Source organism: Paracoccus salipaludis, from assembly GCF_002287065.1.
Taxonomy (GTDB): Bacteria; Pseudomonadota; Alphaproteobacteria; order Rhodobacterales; family Rhodobacteraceae; genus Paracoccus; species Paracoccus salipaludis.
The window spans coordinates 1-16,323 of record NZ_NSJZ01000015.1; the positions used below are offsets into that span (position 1 = coordinate 1).

General features: G+C 68.5%; 14 protein-coding genes, 1 tRNA gene and 1 pseudogene. 10 read left to right on the forward strand and 6 right to left on the reverse strand.

Annotation, left to right across the window (positions count from 1 at the left end; translation table 11 throughout):
* Positions 1-190: pseudogene (locus CK240_RS13890) on the reverse strand (transposase); the annotation flags it as partial.
* Positions 191-346: 156 nt separating this feature from the next.
* Here CK240_RS13890 and CK240_RS18735 point away from each other — a divergent pair.
* Positions 347-487 carry a hypothetical protein gene (locus CK240_RS18735; RefSeq protein ID WP_167650057.1) on the forward strand — a complete coding sequence of 47 codons (141 nt, stop codon included), beginning with the start codon at positions 347-349 and terminating at the stop codon, positions 485-487.
* Positions 488-561: 74 nt separating this feature from the next.
* On the opposite strand, the gene CK240_RS13895 is transcribed toward CK240_RS18735, so the two are convergent.
* Positions 562-1,305 carry a Bax inhibitor-1/YccA family protein gene (locus CK240_RS13895; RefSeq protein WP_095640941.1) on the reverse strand — a complete coding sequence of 248 codons (744 nt, stop codon included), beginning with the start codon at positions 1,303-1,305 and terminating at the stop codon, positions 562-564.
* A gap of 142 nt (positions 1,306-1,447) precedes the next feature.
* Positions 1,448-2,428 (reverse strand): NADPH:quinone oxidoreductase family protein, encoded by a 981-nt coding sequence (locus CK240_RS13900; RefSeq protein WP_095640942.1) that lies wholly within the window; start codon positions 2,426-2,428, stop codon positions 1,448-1,450.
* A 153-nt stretch (positions 2,429-2,581) separates the two neighbouring features.
* On the opposite strand from CK240_RS13900, the gene CK240_RS13905 reads away from it, so the two are divergent.
* The 7 genes from CK240_RS13905 to CK240_RS13935 all read left to right on the forward strand — a co-directional run bounded on the left by CK240_RS13905 (position 2,582) and on the right by CK240_RS13935 (position 12,043).
* Positions 2,582-2,935, forward strand: coding sequence for a helix-turn-helix domain-containing protein (locus CK240_RS13905; protein ID WP_095640943.1), 354 nt, complete (start codon positions 2,582-2,584; stop codon positions 2,933-2,935).
* A gap of 91 nt (positions 2,936-3,026) precedes the next feature.
* Entirely contained in the window at positions 3,027-3,842 is an 816-nt protein-coding gene (locus tag CK240_RS13910; RefSeq protein WP_095640944.1) for an inositol monophosphatase family protein, read from the forward strand.
* A 74-nt stretch (positions 3,843-3,916) separates the two neighbouring features.
* Positions 3,917-5,299, forward strand: a complete 1,383-nt coding sequence (mgtE, locus tag CK240_RS13915) for a magnesium transporter (protein ID WP_095640945.1) — start codon at positions 3,917-3,919, stop codon at positions 5,297-5,299.
* On the forward strand, positions 5,284-5,835 hold the full coding sequence (locus tag CK240_RS13920; RefSeq protein ID WP_095640946.1) for a 5-formyltetrahydrofolate cyclo-ligase: 552 nt from the start codon (positions 5,284-5,286) through the stop codon (positions 5,833-5,835). The genes mgtE and CK240_RS13920 overlap by 16 nt, the downstream gene beginning before the upstream one ends.
* A gap of 421 nt (positions 5,836-6,256) precedes the next feature.
* Positions 6,257-9,889 carry a vitamin B12-dependent ribonucleotide reductase gene (locus CK240_RS13925; RefSeq protein WP_095640947.1) on the forward strand — a complete coding sequence of 1,211 codons (3,633 nt, stop codon included), beginning with the start codon at positions 6,257-6,259 and terminating at the stop codon, positions 9,887-9,889.
* A 120-nt stretch (positions 9,890-10,009) separates the two neighbouring features.
* Entirely contained in the window at positions 10,010-11,674 is a 1,665-nt protein-coding gene (locus tag CK240_RS13930) for a formate--tetrahydrofolate ligase (protein WP_095640948.1), read from the forward strand.
* Positions 11,675-12,043: a YigZ family protein gene (locus CK240_RS13935; RefSeq protein ID WP_095640949.1), complete on the forward strand. Its 369-nt coding sequence runs from the start codon at positions 11,675-11,677 to the stop codon at positions 12,041-12,043. It begins immediately after the preceding gene.
* Between the two features lie 7 nt (positions 12,044-12,050).
* On the opposite strand, the gene CK240_RS13940 is transcribed toward CK240_RS13935, so the two are convergent.
* Positions 12,051-12,126: transfer RNA gene (locus tag CK240_RS13940), tRNA-Ile, on the reverse strand.
* A 125-nt stretch (positions 12,127-12,251) separates the two neighbouring features.
* Between CK240_RS13940 and purM the strand changes: the two genes are divergently transcribed.
* Positions 12,252-13,301: a phosphoribosylformylglycinamidine cyclo-ligase gene (purM, locus tag CK240_RS13945; RefSeq protein WP_095640950.1), complete on the forward strand. Its 1,050-nt coding sequence runs from the start codon at positions 12,252-12,254 to the stop codon at positions 13,299-13,301.
* The gene (purN, locus tag CK240_RS13950) at positions 13,295-13,885 is read left to right on the forward strand and encodes a phosphoribosylglycinamide formyltransferase (protein WP_095640951.1); all 591 of its coding nucleotides are present in this window, start codon (positions 13,295-13,297) and stop codon (positions 13,883-13,885) included. Before purM ends, purN begins: the two co-directional genes overlap by 7 nt.
* 68 nt (positions 13,886-13,953) lie before the next feature.
* Here the strand turns inward: purN and CK240_RS13955 are convergent, their stop codons facing one another.
* Positions 13,954-15,297, reverse strand: coding sequence for a branched-chain amino acid ABC transporter permease (locus CK240_RS13955; RefSeq protein WP_095640952.1), 1,344 nt, complete (start codon positions 15,295-15,297; stop codon positions 13,954-13,956).
* 10 nt (positions 15,298-15,307) lie between these two features.
* Complete coding sequence (locus CK240_RS13960; RefSeq protein ID WP_095640953.1) at positions 15,308-16,309, reverse strand: branched-chain amino acid ABC transporter permease; 1,002 nt, start codon at positions 16,307-16,309, stop codon at positions 15,308-15,310.
* Positions 16,310-16,323: the final 14 nt, after the last annotated feature.

Genomic DNA, 16,323 nt, shown 5'->3' on the forward strand with positions numbered 1-16,323 from the left:
TCATCGATCGTCAGGCAGGCCTGGATGGCTGCTTCACTGTAGTCAGGCTGTCGGCCGCGTTTGCCGGTTGGACTGGCCTCCCACGTCATCTCGGGATCGAACCAGATCGTCAGCGAGCCACAGCGCTTCAGAGCTTCGTTATAAGCGGGCCAGTTCCTGGTCTTGTAGGCGGGGGTGTGGGTCTGCTCATGCGCCCCAGCTACCACGCTGGGTTCACAAGATGAGTCCTACAGCCGATTTGTGCAACAGAGCCCATCAGACCGGTAAGCTGATCGAGGGGCTTGCCGCACCGAGTTGGCGCCGAACCAACGAGTTCGACAGATACTCGATCAAGGATGAGCAGCCCATGAAGAAGATCAGTTTCCGCCAAGATCGACGGAAGTGGGTGGAGACCGCCGAGCTGAATGAAAGTGGAATCTGGGTGCGGCGGGGGCGGCTCCGCAAGCAGCTTCACCGTATTCCCAAGCGGTTCGAAACCGTATTCTAAGGCTATGAAGCTTTGGATCGCCAACGAAAAAGGGCCGGCGCTGGGCCGGCCCTTCTGCATCTATGGGATGAGGCTCACTCCTGCTGGCCCATGAAGCTCAGCAGGAAGGTGAACAGGTTCAGGAAGTCCAGGTAGAGCGTCAGCGCGCCCAGGATCGCGGACTTGCCCAGGAAGTCGGCGTCCGAGTTCGCCAGCTCAAGATAGGTGTTCTTGATGTTCTGGGTGTCATAGGCGGTCAGGCCCGCGAAGATCAGCACGCCGATCACCGAGATGGCGAAGTTCACCGCGCTGGAGCCCACGAACAGGTTGACCAGCATCGCCACGATCAGGCCGATCAGGCCGATCATGAGGAAGCGGCCCATCGCCGTCAGGTCGCGCTTGGTGGTGTAGCCGTAGAGCGACAGGCCCGCAAAGCCCGCTGCGGTCGCCACAAAGGTCAGGGCGATCGAGCTGCCGGTGTAGCGCAGAAAGATCGAGCTGAGGGACGCGCCCATCGCCGCGGCGAAGGCGTAGAACAGCAGGGTCGCGCCCTGGGTGGACAGGCGGCTGATCGCCGCGCCGAAGGCGAAGACCATGACCAGCGGCAGCAGCATGATGACCCAGCGCACCGGCGTGGTGTAGATCACGCGCCCGAACTCGGTCCAGGCGCCGGGGCCCCCGGCCATCTGCGCAAAGCCCCAGGCCACGACGGCCGTGACAAGCATGCCCACGGTCATCAGGCCGTAGACCTTGTTCATGTAGGCCCGCAGGCCTTCGTCATAGACCGCAGCACGGTTGGCCGTCGTGGCCGGGCGGCGGATCGTGTTGTAGTCGACCATCAGTGTTCCCTCTTGGACGGTCCGGCGGGGGCCGGTCCTCGTTTGCGGAATATCGGAACTCTGCCCCCGGTTATCAACCGTCGCGGGGTGCTTCCGGCCCGATTTTACGATGGTTTTACATGTTCTTGATCGCCTGCCGGAATCATCCCTCTGCGGCTTCGCCGGTCATTGTCAGGATCACCTTCCCCACGGCCCTGCGGCTGCGCAGAAGCTCATACCCTTCGGGCGCCCGCTCCAGCGGCAGGACCGCGCCGGCCGTGGGCCTGAGCCGCCCGGCCGCGTGCAGCGCGAACAGCGCCCGGAGGCTGTCGCGCATGGCCGCGCGGTCCAGCGTGCGGTAACCGCCCCAGTAGAAGCCCAGGATCGAGATGTTCTTGACCAGGGCATGGTTCAGCGGAAGGGCGGGAGGTCGGCCACCCGCGAAACCGATCACAAGATGCCGCCCGCCGGTCCTGAGCGCCCCGAAGGCCGCCAGCCCCGGCGCATCGCCGACTGCGTCGTAGACCACGTCCACGCCCCCCAGCGCGCGCAAGGCGGCGCGCAGGTCCTCGCATCCGTCGCTGTCGATCGTCTCGGCGGCACCGGCTTCGCGGGCCGCGGCCAGCTTGTCGGCCCCTCGGGCGACGGCGATCACCCGCGCGCCCAGAACGGCGCCGATCTCGACTGCCGTCAGGCCCACGCCCCCGCCCGCGCCCAGCACGGCCAAGGTCTCGCCGGCGCGCAGCCGGGCAGGGCCGGTCAGCGCCAGGTGGCTGGTGCCATAGGCAACCTGGAACCCCGCCGCGTCGCGCCAGGACATGCCGTCGGGAATCGGGATGCAGTCCTCGGCCGGGAACACGCCCTGATCGGCCAGGGTCCCCTGTGCGGCAACCGCGACGCGGGTCCCCACCGGCAGGTCCACGCCGGGCCCCGCGGCGACGACCTTGCCCGCGCCTTCGAGCCCCGCCACAAAGGGCGTGGGGGGAGTGTCCTGATATCGCCCTTCGGCCATCAGCAGGTCGGCGAAGTTCAGTGCCGCCGCATGAAGGCGGACCGCGACCTCTCCGGGACCGGGCTCGCGGGGGCCGGCCTGGCCCATCCGGGGGGAGGTGCCGGGTGCGGCGATCTCGATGATTCGGTTCATGCTTTCCACCTCTTGCGGCCTGCCCCGACAATTAAGGCTAAACGGCCGCTCCGGACCTATCTTTTTGGACATAATCGGCCATGTCCATGCTGATATTCCTCGCTGATTGCGTTTGTCCGCGCTAGTGCAAGGATAGATTGTGTGAGGTTAACGATGAAGCATGTTGTCGATGTACACGTCGGGCAGAGGATTCGGCACCGTCGCTGGACTGTGGGAATGACCCAGCAGCAACTGGCCGATGCCGTCGGCATCAAGTTCCAGCAGATCCAGAAGTACGAGACGGGCATGAACCGCGTCTCGGCTTCGCGGCTGTGGGACATTGCCGCTGCGCTTGACGTGCCTGTCTCGTTCTTCTTCGAGGGGCTGGGCGACCAGGCGCATGACGCCGAGGTCGACCTGCTGGCCGACAAGGAGGCGTTGCAGCTGGTGCGTGCCTATTACGCCATGCCCGAGCCGCAGCGCCGCCAGATCTTCGAACTGGCCCGGGTCCTGTCCGAAGCCGCCTGACCGGCAGCAGGCGTGCGCGCTGGCCTTGGCGCGCGCGCCCGGCTAAGTCTGGCTGGACGCCGCGGTGCCGCGGCCCAAGCCGGGTGTGCCGATGCCGATCCCTTCCCCTGCACGGATCGCGGATGCGGAGCTTGCCGCCATCCGCGACACCGCCGCCGCCATGGCCGATGCGGCGCGGATCGAGACGCTGCGCCATTTCCGCAGCCCGCTGCTTGCGCCGGACAACAAGGCGGCGCTGGGCTTCGATCCGGTCACCGAGGCCGACCGGGCCTGCGAACGCGCCATGCGTGCAATTCTGGCCGAGCGGCGGCCCCGGGATGCGATCCTCGGTGAGGAATACGGTCCTGCGCCCGGCACAAGCGGCCTGACCTGGGTGCTGGACCCCATCGACGGCACCCGCGCCTATCTGTGCGGCGCGCCGACCTGGGGCGTGCTGATCGGGGTGACGGACGCCGAAGGCGCCGTTTACGGCCTGATCGACCAGCCCTGGACCGGCGAGCGCTTCGAGGGCGGCCCCGGGGTCGCGGGCGTGACGGCGCCGCAGGGAAACCGCGCCCTGTCCGTGCGCCGGGGCGTCGGGCTGGCGCAGGCGACGCTGATGACCACCTACCCCGAGGTCGGCGGCCCCGACGAGACGGCCGCCTTCCGCCGCGTGGCGGACGGGGTGCGCCTGACGCGCTATGGCTTCGACTGCTATGCTTATGCGCTGCTGGCGCTGGGGCAGGTGGACCTGGTGATCGAGGCGGGCCTGCAACCCTATGACGTCGTGGCGCCCATCGCCGTGGTGCAGGCCGCGGGCGGCATAGTCACCGACTGGTCCGGCGGCCCGGCTCATGGGGGCGGACGCGTGATCGCGGCGGCCACGCCCGAGCTTCACGCCCAGGCCTTGGCGCTGCTGGCGGGTTGATCGGCCAGCGCGGCCGGTTGCCGTGCCGGGGTGCCGGGCATATGGTCGCGGCGCGCGAGGAAGACAGGTGCCCCATGACTGAAATCCGCCCCGAACCCGAAGCGGGCGACGACGACTTCGTCCCCAGCCGGACCCTCGTGGCGGAGATTGCCGAGGCGATCGACGAGGAGGACGGCGCGCGCCTGCACGCGCTGCTGGACCCGCTGCACGGCGCCGACATCGCCGACCTGATCGAGCAGCTGACGCCCCAGCGCCGCCAGGGGCTCGTCCGGCTGTATTCCGGGGAATTTGACGCCGAGATCATCTCGGAGATCGATGAATCGATCCGCGAGGAGGTGATCGAGCAGCTGCCCGCCGAGGTGGTGGCCGACGCCGTGCGCGAGATGGACAGCGACGACGTCGTCGACCTGGTCGAGGACATGGAAGCCCCCGAGCGCGAGACGATCCTGTCGGCGCTGGACGAATCCGACCGCGCCGCCGTCGAGCAGTCGCTGAACTGGCCCGAGTATTCCGCCGGCCGCCTGATGCAGTCCGAGTTGGTCGCCGCCCCGGAACACTGGACCGTGGGCGAGGCCATCGACTACCTGCGGGCCGAGGAGTGGCTGCCCGACCAGTTCTATCACGTGATACTGGTCGATCCGCGCCGCCACCCGGTCGGCTACGTGACGCTGGGCCGGCTGCTGTCGTCCCAGCGCATGATCCACCTGCGCGACATAGCCGAGGACAGCTTCCGCACCATCTCGGCCCGGCAGGACGAGGGCGACGTGGCCTATGCCTTCAACAAGTATCACCTGATCTCGGCGCCCGTGGTGGACGATGACGACCGGCTGGTCGGCGTCATCACTATCGACGACGCCATGACCGTCCTGGACGAAGAGCACGAGGAGGACATGCTGCGCCTGTCGGGCGTCAACACCGACAGCCGCGTGTCCGACAGCGCGCTGGCCACCGCGCGCCAGCGCCTGCCCTGGCTGGTCGCCAACCTGTTCACGGCCTCGCTGTCGGCCATGGTGATCGCGCAGTTCGAACGCACCATCGCCACCCTGGTGGTCCTGGCCGCGCTGATGCCGATCGTCGCCTCGACAGGCGGGATCGCGGGAACGCAGTCGCTGGCCGTGGCGGTCCGGGCGCTTGCCACGCGCGACCTGAACCGCTCGACCGCGCCCCGCGTGATCCGGCGCGAACTGATCGCTGGCGTGTTGAACGGCCTCGGGCTTGCCCTGATCCTGGGGCTGGTGGGGATGCTGGTCTTCGGCGATCCGCGCCTGGGGGCGGTGCTGGCGATGGCCATGATCGTGAACCAGATCGTGGCCGCGCTGGGGGGCGTGCTGGTGCCGCTGACGCTGGAACGCTTCGGCCTCGACCCGGCGCTGGCCTCAGGCACGTTCGTCACCACGCTCACCGACGTGATGGGCTTCATGGCCTTCCTGGGATTCGCGACATGGCTTCTGATCTGAGCGCCGCCAAGGCCGCGCTGCGCGCGCAGGCGCTGGCCGCGCGCGGGCAGGGGGGCGATCAGGCGGCGCTGGACCGCCATCTGCGCGAGGCGCTGGCCCCCCATTCGGGGCGCGTCCTTGCAGGCTACTGGCCGATGCGCGGCGAGCCCGACCCCCTTCGCGCCATGCGCGCCCATGGCGGTCCGCTGTGCCTGCCCGTGGTGCCCGGGCGCGCCGTGCCGCTGGTCTTCCGCCTCTGGAAGGGCGAGGCCCTCGATCCCGGCCCCTTGGGCACCAGCCAGCCGCCCGACTCGCTGCCCGAGGTCACGCCCGGGGTGCTGATCGTGCCGCTGGTGGCCTTTGACGGGGGGCTGAACCGGCTGGGCTACGGCGGCGGCTACTATGACCGGACGCTTGAACTGCTGCGGAAGTCTGCGCCGGTTGTCGCCATCGGCCTTGCCTGGGAAGTCCAGCGCCTTTCCGCCATCCCGGCCGAGCCTTTCGACCAGCCGCTCGACATGATCGTCACCGACGCAGGGACCTACCTCGGTCGCTGAGACGACCCGGAGGGTCCGCGCCGCAATCCTGGCATGGGCGTCGGCTCGACCGATTCTGTCCGGTCACCGGCCGCAGGCCGGACAACTGCCGGCTGCACGAGTCGATTGCCGCTCCTTCGCGGGGTGCATGGGCAGCACTTCCTGTCAACAGCAGATTTCTGTGGATAAGGCTGTGCATATGTCGCCCCCAAGCAGTCGAATAGATGCCGGGAACGGGGGTGTCAGGCCGTTCGGGACGCGATTTTCTCAGCCTCATCAGCCCTTTCGCCTGTGGATTATTGTCCAGAATGGCACGCTTGCGTGAAAGGCAACTTTGGCCCCTATAGACAGTTCTGGACCGGCAACCGCAACATCTAGTGGCCTCAGCCCGGAACAGGCACGGATCGCAGTGCGGCGGCAGTCAGGACAGAGAGGGCGGATCATGAAGATCGAACGGCGTTTCACGACGGAAGACAGCGGGGCCTATGGCGCCGTTGCGTTCACCACCACGACCTCGGAAATCCGCAACCCGGACGGCACGGTCGTCTTCCGCAACGAGTCGGTCGAGGTGCCCGAAGGCTGGAGCCAGGTCGCATCCGACGTCATCGCGCAGAAGTACTTCCGCAAGGCGGGGGTCCCCGCCGCGCTGAAGCGCGTCAAGGAAAAGGGCGTGCCCGAGTTCCTGTGGCGCTCGGTCCCCGACGAGGCTGCCTTGGCGAAGCTGCCCGAGGGCGAGCGCTTCGTGGGCGAGACTTCGGCGCGGCAGGTCTTCGACCGCCTGGCCGGCGCCTGGGCCTACTGGGGCTGGAAGGGCGGCTATTTCACGACCGAGGCCGACGCCCGCGCCTATTACGACGAGATGCGCTTCATGCTGGCGCGCCAGATGGGCGCGCCGAACTCGCCGCAGTGGTTCAACACGGGCCTGCACTGGGCCTATGGCATCGACGGGCCCTCGCAAGGCCACTTCTACGTCGATTTCCAGACCGGCGAGCTGGTCAAGTCGAACTCGGCCTATGAGCATCCCCAGCCCCATGCCTGCTTCATCCAGTCCGTCGCCGACGACCTGGTGAACGAGGGCGGCATCATGGACCTGTGGGTCCGCGAGGCGCGGCTGTTCAAGTATGGCTCGGGCACGGGCACCAATTTCTCGAGCTTGCGCGGTGAAGGCGAGAAGCTCTCGGGCGGCGGCAAGTCCTCGGGGCTGATGGGCTTCCTCAAGATCGGCGACCGGGCAGCGGGCGCGATCAAGTCGGGCGGCACCACGCGCCGCGCGGCCAAGATGGTGATCTGCGACATGGATCACCCCGACATCGAATCCTTCATCAACTGGAAGGTCATCGAGGAGCAGAAGGTCGCGTCCCTCGTGGCCGGCTCGAAGATGCACGAGGCGAAGCTGAACGAGATCTTCGGCGCCATCCGCCAGTGGGACGGCACCGCCGAGGACGCGACCGACCCGGCGAAGAACGAGGCGCTGAAGGGCGCGATCCGGTCCGCCAAGAAGGCGATGATCCCGGAAACCTACATCAACCGCGTGCTGCAATACGCGCGCCAGGGCTTCGACTCGATCGAGTTCCCGACCTATGACACCGACTGGGATTCCGAGGCCTATGCCTCGGTCTCGGGCCAGAACTCGAACAACTCGGTCCGCGTCACCGATGCCTTCCTGAAGGCGGTGAAGGACGACGCCGACTGGGCGCTGATCCGCCGCACCGACGGCAAGACCGCCAAGACCGTCAAGGCGCGCGAGCTGTGGGACCAGATCGGCCACGCCGCATGGGCCTGCGCCGATCCCGGCATCCAGTTCCACGACACGGTGAACGCCTGGCACACCTGCCCGGCGGACGGGCCGATCCGGGGCTCGAACCCCTGCTCGGAATACATGTTCCTGGACGACACGGCCTGCAACCTGGCCTCGATGAACCTGCTGACCTTCCTCAAGGCCGGCCAGTTCGACGCCGAGGGCTATGTCCACGCCACCCGGCTCTGGACCGTCACGCTGGAGATCAGCGTGCTGATGGCGCAGTTCCCGTCGAAGGAGATCGCGCAGCGGTCCTATGACTTCCGCACGCTGGGCCTCGGCTATGCCAACATCGGCGGCCTGCTGATGAACCTCGGCCTCAGCTATGACAGCGACGAGGGCCGGGCGCTGTGCGGCGCGCTGACCGCGCTGATGACCGGCGTCTCCTATGCGACCTCCGCCGAGATGGCGGGCGAGCTCGGGCCCTTCCCGGGCTATGCCCGTAACGCCGACGCCATGCTGCGGGTGATCCGCAACCATCGCGCGGCGGCTCATGGGACCGGCGAATACGAGGCCGTGAACGTCAACCCGGTCGAACTGGACGTGGACAACTGCCCCGACCCGCAGCTGGCCACCATGGCGCAGCGCGCCTGGGACAAGGCGCTGGCGCTGGGCGAGGAGAACGGCTTCCGCAACGCCCAGACCACCGTGATCGCGCCCACCGGCACCATCGGTCTGGTGATGGACTGCGACACCACGGGGATCGAGCCCGACTTCGCGCTGGTCAAGTTCAAGAAGCTCGCCGGCGGCGGCTACTTCAAGATCATCAACCAGTCGGTTCCGGCCGCGCTGGAGGTGCTGGGCTATTCCTCGGCGCAGATCGAGGAGATCGTGGCCTATGCCGTGGGCCACGCGTCCCTGGGCAACTGCCCCGGCATCAACCATGCCGCGCTGGTCGGCCACGGCTTCGGCCCGCGCGAGCTGGAAAAGGTGGACGCGGCGCTGGCCTCGGCCTTCGACATCCGCTTCGTCTTCAACCAGTGGACGCTGGGCGAAGAGTTCTGCAAGCGCACCCTGGGCATCCCGGCCGAAAGGCTGGCCGATCCCAGCTTCGACCTGCTGCGGCACCTGGGCTTCACCCGCCCGCAGATCGATGCCGCGAACGACCATGTCTGCGGGACCATGACGCTGGAAGGCGCGCCGCACCTCAAGCCCGAGCATTATCCGGTCTTCGACTGCGCCAACGCCTGCGGCAAGAAGGGCACGCGCTACCTGTCGGTGGACAGCCACATCCGCATGATGGCGGCGGCGCAGTCCTTCATCTCGGGCGCGATCTCGAAGACGATCAACATGCCGAACACGGCGACGATCGAGGATGCGCTGGCGGCCTACGAGCTGTCCTGGTCGCTGGGGATCAAGGCCAACGCGCTTTACCGGGACGGGTCCAAGCTGTCTCAGCCGTTGGCGTCCGCGCTGGTCGAGGATGACGACGAGGCCGCCGAGGTGCTGGAGTCCGGCAGCCCGCAGGAAAAGGTCGCCGTCATCGCCGAGAAGATCGTCGAGCGGATCATCGTCAAGGAAGCCGTCCGCTCGAACCGCCAGAAGCTGCCGGCCCGCCGCAAGGGCTATACGCAGAAGGCGATCATCGGCGGCCACAAGGTCTACCTGCGCACCGGCGAATACGACGACGGCAAGCTGGGCGAGATCTTCATCGACATGCACAAGGAAGGCGCGGGCTTCCGGGCGATGATGAACAACTTCGCCATCGCCGTGTCCGTGGGCCTGCAGTACGGCGTGCCGCTGGAGGAGTTCGTGGACGCCTTCACCTTCACCCGCTTCGAACCGGCGGGGATGGTGCAGGGCAACGACTCGATCAAGAACGCGACCTCGATCCTGGACTACATCTTCCGGGAACTGGCCGTGTCCTACCTGGACCGCACGGACCTTGCCCATGTGAAGCCGAACGGCGCCAGCTTCGACACCCTCGGCGGCGGCGAGAACGAGGGCCGGCCCGAGACCTCGGGCGAGGGCACCGCCTCGAAGTCGGTGGAACTGCTGCGCCAGATCAGCTCGACCGGCTACCTGCGCAAGCGCCTGCCGCGCGACCTGATGGTGCTGCAGGGTGGGGTTTCGACGGTTGCCGTGTCCTCGGGGCTGGCCGAAACGCAGGCGAGCTACGAGGTCGGCGTCGCCACGGTCACGCTGGACCCGCGCGCCAAGGCGAAGATGCAGGGCTACGAGGGCGACCCCTGCGGCGAATGCGGCAACTACACGCTGGTCCGCAACGGCACCTGCATGAAGTGCAACACCTGCGGCGGCACCTCGGGCTGCAGCTGAGACAAGGTCACAAGATAAAACGAGGGACGTGACCGATCGCCGCCCGGCTTGTCCGGGCGGCGATGCCTTTTGCGGGCGCGCGGCTCGGGCTAAGGATCGGGCGCGCAACAGGGGACACGGATGAAGACCGACATCGAGATCGCCCGCGCGGCGACGAAACTGCCCATCGCCCGGATTGCCGAACGGCTCGGGATCGGGGCCGACGAGATCCTTCCCTACGGCCATGACAAGGCCAAGATCTCGCGCGATTTCATCGACGGCCTCCGGCACCGGCCCGAGGGGAAGCTGGTCCTTGTCACCGCGATCAACCCGACGCCCGCGGGAGAGGGCAAGACCACGACCACGGTGGGGCTGGGCGACGCGCTGAACCGCATCGGCCAGCGCGCGACCGTCTGCATCCGCGAGGCTTCGCTGGGCCCGAACTTCGGCATGAAGGGCGGCGCCGCCGGCGGCGGCCATGCGCAGGTCATCCCGATGGAGGACATGAACCTCCATTTCACGGGCGACTTCCACGCGATCACCAGCGCCCACAACCTGCTGGCGGCGATGATCGACAACCATATCCACTGGGGCAATGCGCTGGACATCGACCCGCGGCGGATCACCTGGCGGCGCGTCATGGACATGAACGACCGCGCTCTGCGCGACGTGGTGCTGGGGCTTGGCGGGACGGCGAACGGCGTGCCGCGGGAATCGGGCTTCGACATCACCGTGGCCTCGGAGGTGATGGCGATCCTGTGCCTCGCCGACGATCTGCAGGACCTGCAGGACCGGCTGGGCCGTATCATCGTCGCCCAGACCCGCGATGGCCGCCCCGTTACGGCGCGCGACCTTCAGGCGGACGGCGCCATGACGGTGCTTCTGCGCGACGCCCTGCAGCCGAACCTGGTGCAGACGCTGGAGAACAACCCCGCGCTGGTCCACGGCGGGCCCTTCGCCAACATCGCGCATGGCTGCAACTCGGTCATCGCCACCCGCACGGCGCTGCGGCTGTCGGACTTCGTCGTGACGGAAGCCGGCTTCGGCGCCGATCTGGGGGCCGAGAAGTTCCTGGGGATCAAGTGCCGCAAGGCAGGGCTGTCGCCCGCCGCTGTCGTGCTGGTCGCCACCGTGCGGGCGCTGAAGATGAACGGCGGCGTGGCGCGCGCCGATCTGGGGTCCGAGAATGTCACGGCAGTCCGCACGGGCGCCGCGAACCTGACCCGCCACATCCGCAACCTGCGGGGCTACGGCCTTCCGGTCGTCGTGGCGATCAACCATTTCGCCACCGACACGGCCGCCGAGATCGCCGCCGTCCAGGATGCCGCCGAGGCCGAGGGCGTCCGCGCCATCCTGTGCCGCCACTGGTCGAAGGGCGGGGCAGGGGCCGAGGACCTCGCCCGCGAGGTCCTGCGCCTGTCCGACCACCCCCCGGGCTTCCGTCCGCTTTATCCCGACGAGATGCCGCTCTGGGACAAGATCGAGACGATCTGCACCCGCATCTACGGCGCCGCGCGGGTCGAGGCCCCTCCGGCCGTGCGCGCGCGGCTGGAGTCCTGGCAGGCCGAGTATGGGCACCTGCCGGTCTGCATGGCCAAGACGCCCTACAGCTTCTCGGCCGATCCGACGCTGCACGGCGCGCCCACCGGCTTCACCATTCCCGTGCGCGAGGTGCGTCTGGCCGCAGGCGCCGGCTTCGTCGTCGCCATCTGCGGCGACATCATGACCATGCCCGGCCTGCCGCGCGAACCGGCCGCGAATCGCATCGGCCTTGATGCCCACGGCCGGATCGAGGGGCTGTTCTGAATGTCCGCTGCGCCGCTGGCCGTCTTCGACCGCATCATCTCGGACCGGGGCTCGGTCTATGCGGTCTCGGGCGCGCCGGTGGCGAGCCGGGCCGAGATCGACGCCCGCCTGGCCGAACTGAAATCCGCCCGCCGCTTTGCCAAGGCGACCCACAACAGCTGGGCCGCGCGGCTTGGCGGCGAGGGGATCAAGGCCGACGACGGTGAGTCGGGTGCCGGCGCGATCATCCTGCGGATGCTGGAAAGCGAGGGGCTGGACGACCATCTGGTCGTGGTCACGCGCTGGTATGGCGGCAAGCATCTGGGCGGCGACCGCTTCCGCCACGTGATCGGCGCGGTGCGCCACTATCTGGCGCATCGGCCGACCTGAGGCGGGTTGGTAGGCCCGGAGGGACTCGAACCCCCAACCAAGGCGTTATGAGCGCCCTGCTCTGACCATTGAGCTACAGGCCCGCGCCCGAGCGCTGTCGCAAATGCCGGACCTCCGGTCAAGGAAAACCCCCGATCTCGCCCGGGCTCGATTGTCTGCGCGGGGACGCTGGGCTATCCAGCGCCCGCAAGCATCGGGGTTCGACGACATGAGCAATGCGGATGGCAAGGGGCTGACCTACGCGCAGGCGGGGGTGGACATCGACGCGGGCAACGCGCTGGTCGAACGGATCAAGCCGGCGGCGGCGGCCACGGCGCGGCCGGGCGTGATGTCGGGCCTCGGCGGCTTCGGCGCGCTGTTCGACCCGCGCGCGGCGGGCTACGGCGACCCGGTGCTGGTGGCCGCGACCGACGGCGTCGGCACCAAGCTGCGCGTCGCCATCGAGACGGGCGAACTGGACGGCGTGGGCATCGACCTCGTCGCCATGTGCGTGAACGACCTCGTCTGCCAGGGCGCCGAGCCGCTGTTCTTCCTCGACTACTTCGCCACCGGCAAGCTGCAGGTGGACGAGGCCGCGCGCGTCATCGCGGGCATCGCGGAGGGCTGCCGCAACTCGGGCTGCGCCCTGATCGGCGGCGAGACGGCCGAGATGCCCGGCATGTATCACGGCGGCGACTTCGACCTTGCGGGCTTCGCCGTGGGCGCGATGGAGCGCGGCACGCACCTGCCCCGGGACGTGGCCGAGGGCGACCTGCTGCTGGGCCTCGGCTCGGACGGTATCCATTCCAACGGCTTCTCGCTGGTCCGCAAGGTCGTCGAGCAGAGCGGCCTCGGCTGGACCGACCCAGCGCCCTTCGCCAAGGGACCGCTGGGCCGCGAACTGCTGACGCCGACCCGGCTTTACGTGCGCCCCGTCCTCGAGGCGATCCGCGCGGGCGGCGTCCATGCGGCCGCCCACATCACCGGCGGCGGCATCACCGAGAACCTGCCCCGCGTCCTGCCCAAGGGCATGGGCGTCGAGGTCAACCTGGACAGCTGGCAGCCTCCGGCGGTGTTCCAATGGCTTGCCGAGGCGGCCGGGATCTCGGAGCGCGAGATGCTCAAGACCTTCAACTGCGGCATCGGCATGATCCTGGTCGTGGCCCCCGACCGCGCCCCTGCGCTGACCTCCCTGCTGCGCCAGGCGGGCGAACGCGTGGTCACCCTGGGCGAGGTCGGCGGCGGCCACGGCGTCGGCTACACCGGCACGCTGTGGTAAGACGCGTCGCCATCCTGATCTCCGGCGGCGGCTCGAACATGGTCGAGCTGGTCCGCTCGATGACGGGCGACCATCCGGCACGTCCGGTGCTGGTCGCCTCGAACGACCCGGCCGCGGCGGGCCTGGCCCGCGCGGCCGAACTGGGCGTTCCCACCGCCGCCGTGGACCACCGGGCGTTCAAGGGCGACCGCGCTGCCTTCGAGGCCGCGCTGCTGGACCCCCTGCTTGCCGCCCGCCCGGACATCATCTGCCTGGCCGGCTTCATGCGCATCCTGACGCCGGATTTCGTCCGGCGCTTCGAAGGCCGGATGCTGAACATCCACCCTTCGCTGCTGCCGAAATATCCGGGCCTGCACACCCATGCCCGCGCGCTTGAGGCGGGCGACCGCGAGGCTGGCGCCACGGTCCACCTGGTCACGTCCGTGCTGGACGACGGCCCGATCCTCGGGCAGGCCCGCGTGCCGGTTCAGCCGGGCGACACGGCTGCAACGCTCGCCGCCAGAGTGCTGAAAGCCGAGCACCGGCTCTACCCCGCGGCCCTGCGCCGGTTTGCCGGTGGCGACGCCAGCCGGCTCGACCTCTAGCCGCTTCTTCTTTGTTCAAATATCCCGGGGTCCGGGGCAGAGCCCCGGTCCGGCCTCGCGCCCGGCGCTCACCGTTCCGGCAGAAGCCCCCGGGGCGCGAAGCGCAGCACCAGCAGCAGCACCAGACCCATCGCGACAAAGCGCATCTGCGGGGCGCTTTCGATCAGGTGCTGGCGCAGCGGGCCGTCCGACAGGGGCGAGGTCAGCAGCGACATGCCCGCAGGCCCCCAGACCTCGGCCTTGATCCACAGGAACCAGATCAGGACCGCGCCCAGCACGGCGCCCCAGTTGTTGCCGGACCCGCCGACGATCACCATCACCCACACCAGGAAGGTATAGCGCAGCGGGTTGTAGCCGCCGGGCGCCATCAGCCCGTCCAGCGTGACCATCATCGCGCCCGACAGCCCGATCACGGCGCATCCGATGATGAACAGGTGCAGGTGGCGGCGGGTGACGTCCTTGCCCATCGCCTCGGCCGCCGTTTCATTGTCGCGGATCGCGCGCATCATCCGGCCCCAGGGCGAATAAAGCGCCAGCTCCGACAGCAGGATCAGGATCAGCACCACGGCCACGAAGACCGCCGCATAGCACAGCTTGACGTAGATGGCCGATGCCGTGGCCGGGTCCATGGCCCAGCGCGCTGCGGCCTCGACGAAGGCCGGGTTCGACTGCAGCGCAAGCTCGTAGGGAACGGGGCGGGGCACGCCGGTGATGTTCAGGACGCCCCGCGCCAGCCAGCCCTCGTTCTTGAGGATCGCCACGATGATCTCGCCGATCCCGAGCGTGGCGATGGCCAGATAGTCCGACCGCAGCCCAAGCGCGACCTTGCCGATGCCCCAGGCGGCGATGGCCGCGAAGACCATGCCCACCGGCCAGCTGAGCAGCACGGGCAGGCCCAGCCCGCCGATGTTGCCGGCCTTCGAGGGGTTGTTCGCCTCGATCGCCGTGACGGCGGGGTCGAACAGCATCCGCGTGACCACATAGCCCGCGATCAGGATCAGCACGACCACGGGCAGCCGCCCTACGCCCTTCATCCGCGCGGCGGCCGTCACGGCGATCACCAGCGTCGCGAGGCCCGCGGCCAGCGCCAGCACCAGCTGCGGCCCTCCGGCGGCCCAGGCGCCGGGCACCGGCTGGGTCGAGACAAGCACGGGCGCAAGGCCGCCAAGAGCCACGAATCCCACCACGCCCGCGTTGAACAGCCCGCCGTAGCCCCAGATCATGTTGACGCCCAGTGCGGTCACCGCCGAGATCAGCCCCATGTTCAGGATCGACAGCGCACTGTTCCAGGACCCCGAGAACATCGCGTTCGAGACCGTGCCTTCCAGCACGATCAGCAGGATCACGACCGCGAACAGCAGCGGCGCGCGCCAGGGGCTGGCAGAGGTTTCGGCCTGACGGTTGGTGCTCATTCAGGCCTCCTCAATAGGCTTTGCCGCGGAACAGCCCCGTGGGGCGCACCAGCAGCACGACGATCAGGATGACGAAACTGATCGCCAGCTTGTATTCCGTGCCCAGCATCTGCAGCAGGCCGGCAGGCTCGAAGCCCAGATACTCGGCGATCTTCTTCCAGGGATAGGTCAGCGCGACCTCGGAGAAGGCGATCAGGAAGCCGCCCGCGATGGCGCCCAGGGGGCTGCCGAGGCCACCCACGATGGCGGCCGCGAAGACCGGCAACAGGATCTGGAAGTAGTTGAAGGCCTTGAACGACTTGTCGAGGCCGTAGAGCGTCCCGGCCAGCACCGCGAGGCCGGTGGCGATGATCCAGGTCAGCCGTACGACGCGGTCGGGATCGATCCCCGACAGCAGCGCCAGGTCCTCGTTGTCGGCATAGGCGCGCATCGCCTTGCCCGCCCGGGTGCGGTTCATGAAGGCGAACAGCGCCCAGACCGACAGGGCCGCGATCGCCAGCGTGATGGCCTGCGTGGTGCGCAGCGCCAGCCCCTCGGTCAGGCCGGTCATCGCCTTGAACTGCGGGACCGAAATCACGAAGCGCGCGCCGTCGGCGAACTGGATCTCGTCCACGCCGATCACGAGGCGCGTGAGGCCGTTCATCACGAACATGACCCCGACCGAGGCCATGACGACCACGATGGGTGCGGCCCGGACCTGCCGGTAATGGCGATACACCCAACGGTCGGTCAGCAGCGCCAGAAGCGCCGTCAGGGCGATGCCCAGCGGCAGCGCCAGAAGGGCGGTGGGCAGGGGGCCGAGACTGACCCCCAGCGACTGCAACCCCCAGGTCAGCAGGATCACGATGGCCGTGCCGAAGGCCATCGTGTCGCCATGGGCGAAGTTGGAAAAGCGCAGTATGCCGTAGATCAGCGTGACCCCCAGCGCCCCCAGCGCCAGCTGCGCGCCATAGGCCGCCGCCGGGATCACCACGAAGTTCAGGATCGCCACAAGCGCGTTGAGAATGTCCATCAGAGGCTTTCCCC

What these genes read in the sequence shown, in the direction of transcription:
- CK240_RS18735 (WP_167650057.1), top strand. Translation starts at nt 347, where the DNA reads ATGAAGAAGATCAGTTTCCGCCAAGATCGACGGAAGTGGGTGGAGACC.
- CK240_RS13895 (WP_095640941.1), bottom strand. Translation starts at nt 1,305, where the DNA reads ATGGTCGACTACAACACGATCCGCCGCCCGGCCACGACGGCCAACCGT.
- CK240_RS13900 (WP_095640942.1), bottom strand. Translation starts at nt 2,428, where the DNA reads ATGAACCGAATCATCGAGATCGCCGCACCCGGCACCTCCCCCCGGATG.
- CK240_RS13905 (WP_095640943.1), top strand. Translation starts at nt 2,582, where the DNA reads ATGAAGCATGTTGTCGATGTACACGTCGGGCAGAGGATTCGGCACCGT.
- CK240_RS13910 (WP_095640944.1), top strand. Translation starts at nt 3,027, where the DNA reads ATGCCGATCCCTTCCCCTGCACGGATCGCGGATGCGGAGCTTGCCGCC.
- mgtE (WP_095640945.1), top strand. Translation starts at nt 3,917, where the DNA reads ATGACTGAAATCCGCCCCGAACCCGAAGCGGGCGACGACGACTTCGTC.
- CK240_RS13920 (WP_095640946.1), top strand. Translation starts at nt 5,284, where the DNA reads ATGGCTTCTGATCTGAGCGCCGCCAAGGCCGCGCTGCGCGCGCAGGCG.
- CK240_RS13925 (WP_095640947.1), top strand. Translation starts at nt 6,257, where the DNA reads ATGAAGATCGAACGGCGTTTCACGACGGAAGACAGCGGGGCCTATGGC.
- CK240_RS13930 (WP_095640948.1), top strand. Translation starts at nt 10,010, where the DNA reads ATGAAGACCGACATCGAGATCGCCCGCGCGGCGACGAAACTGCCCATC.
- CK240_RS13935 (WP_095640949.1), top strand. Translation starts at nt 11,675, where the DNA reads ATGTCCGCTGCGCCGCTGGCCGTCTTCGACCGCATCATCTCGGACCGG.
- purM (WP_095640950.1), top strand. Translation starts at nt 12,252, where the DNA reads ATGAGCAATGCGGATGGCAAGGGGCTGACCTACGCGCAGGCGGGGGTG.
- CK240_RS13955 (WP_095640952.1), bottom strand. Translation starts at nt 15,297, where the DNA reads ATGAGCACCAACCGTCAGGCCGAAACCTCTGCCAGCCCCTGGCGCGCG.
- CK240_RS13960 (WP_095640953.1), bottom strand. Translation starts at nt 16,309, where the DNA reads ATGGACATTCTCAACGCGCTTGTGGCGATCCTGAACTTCGTGGTGATC.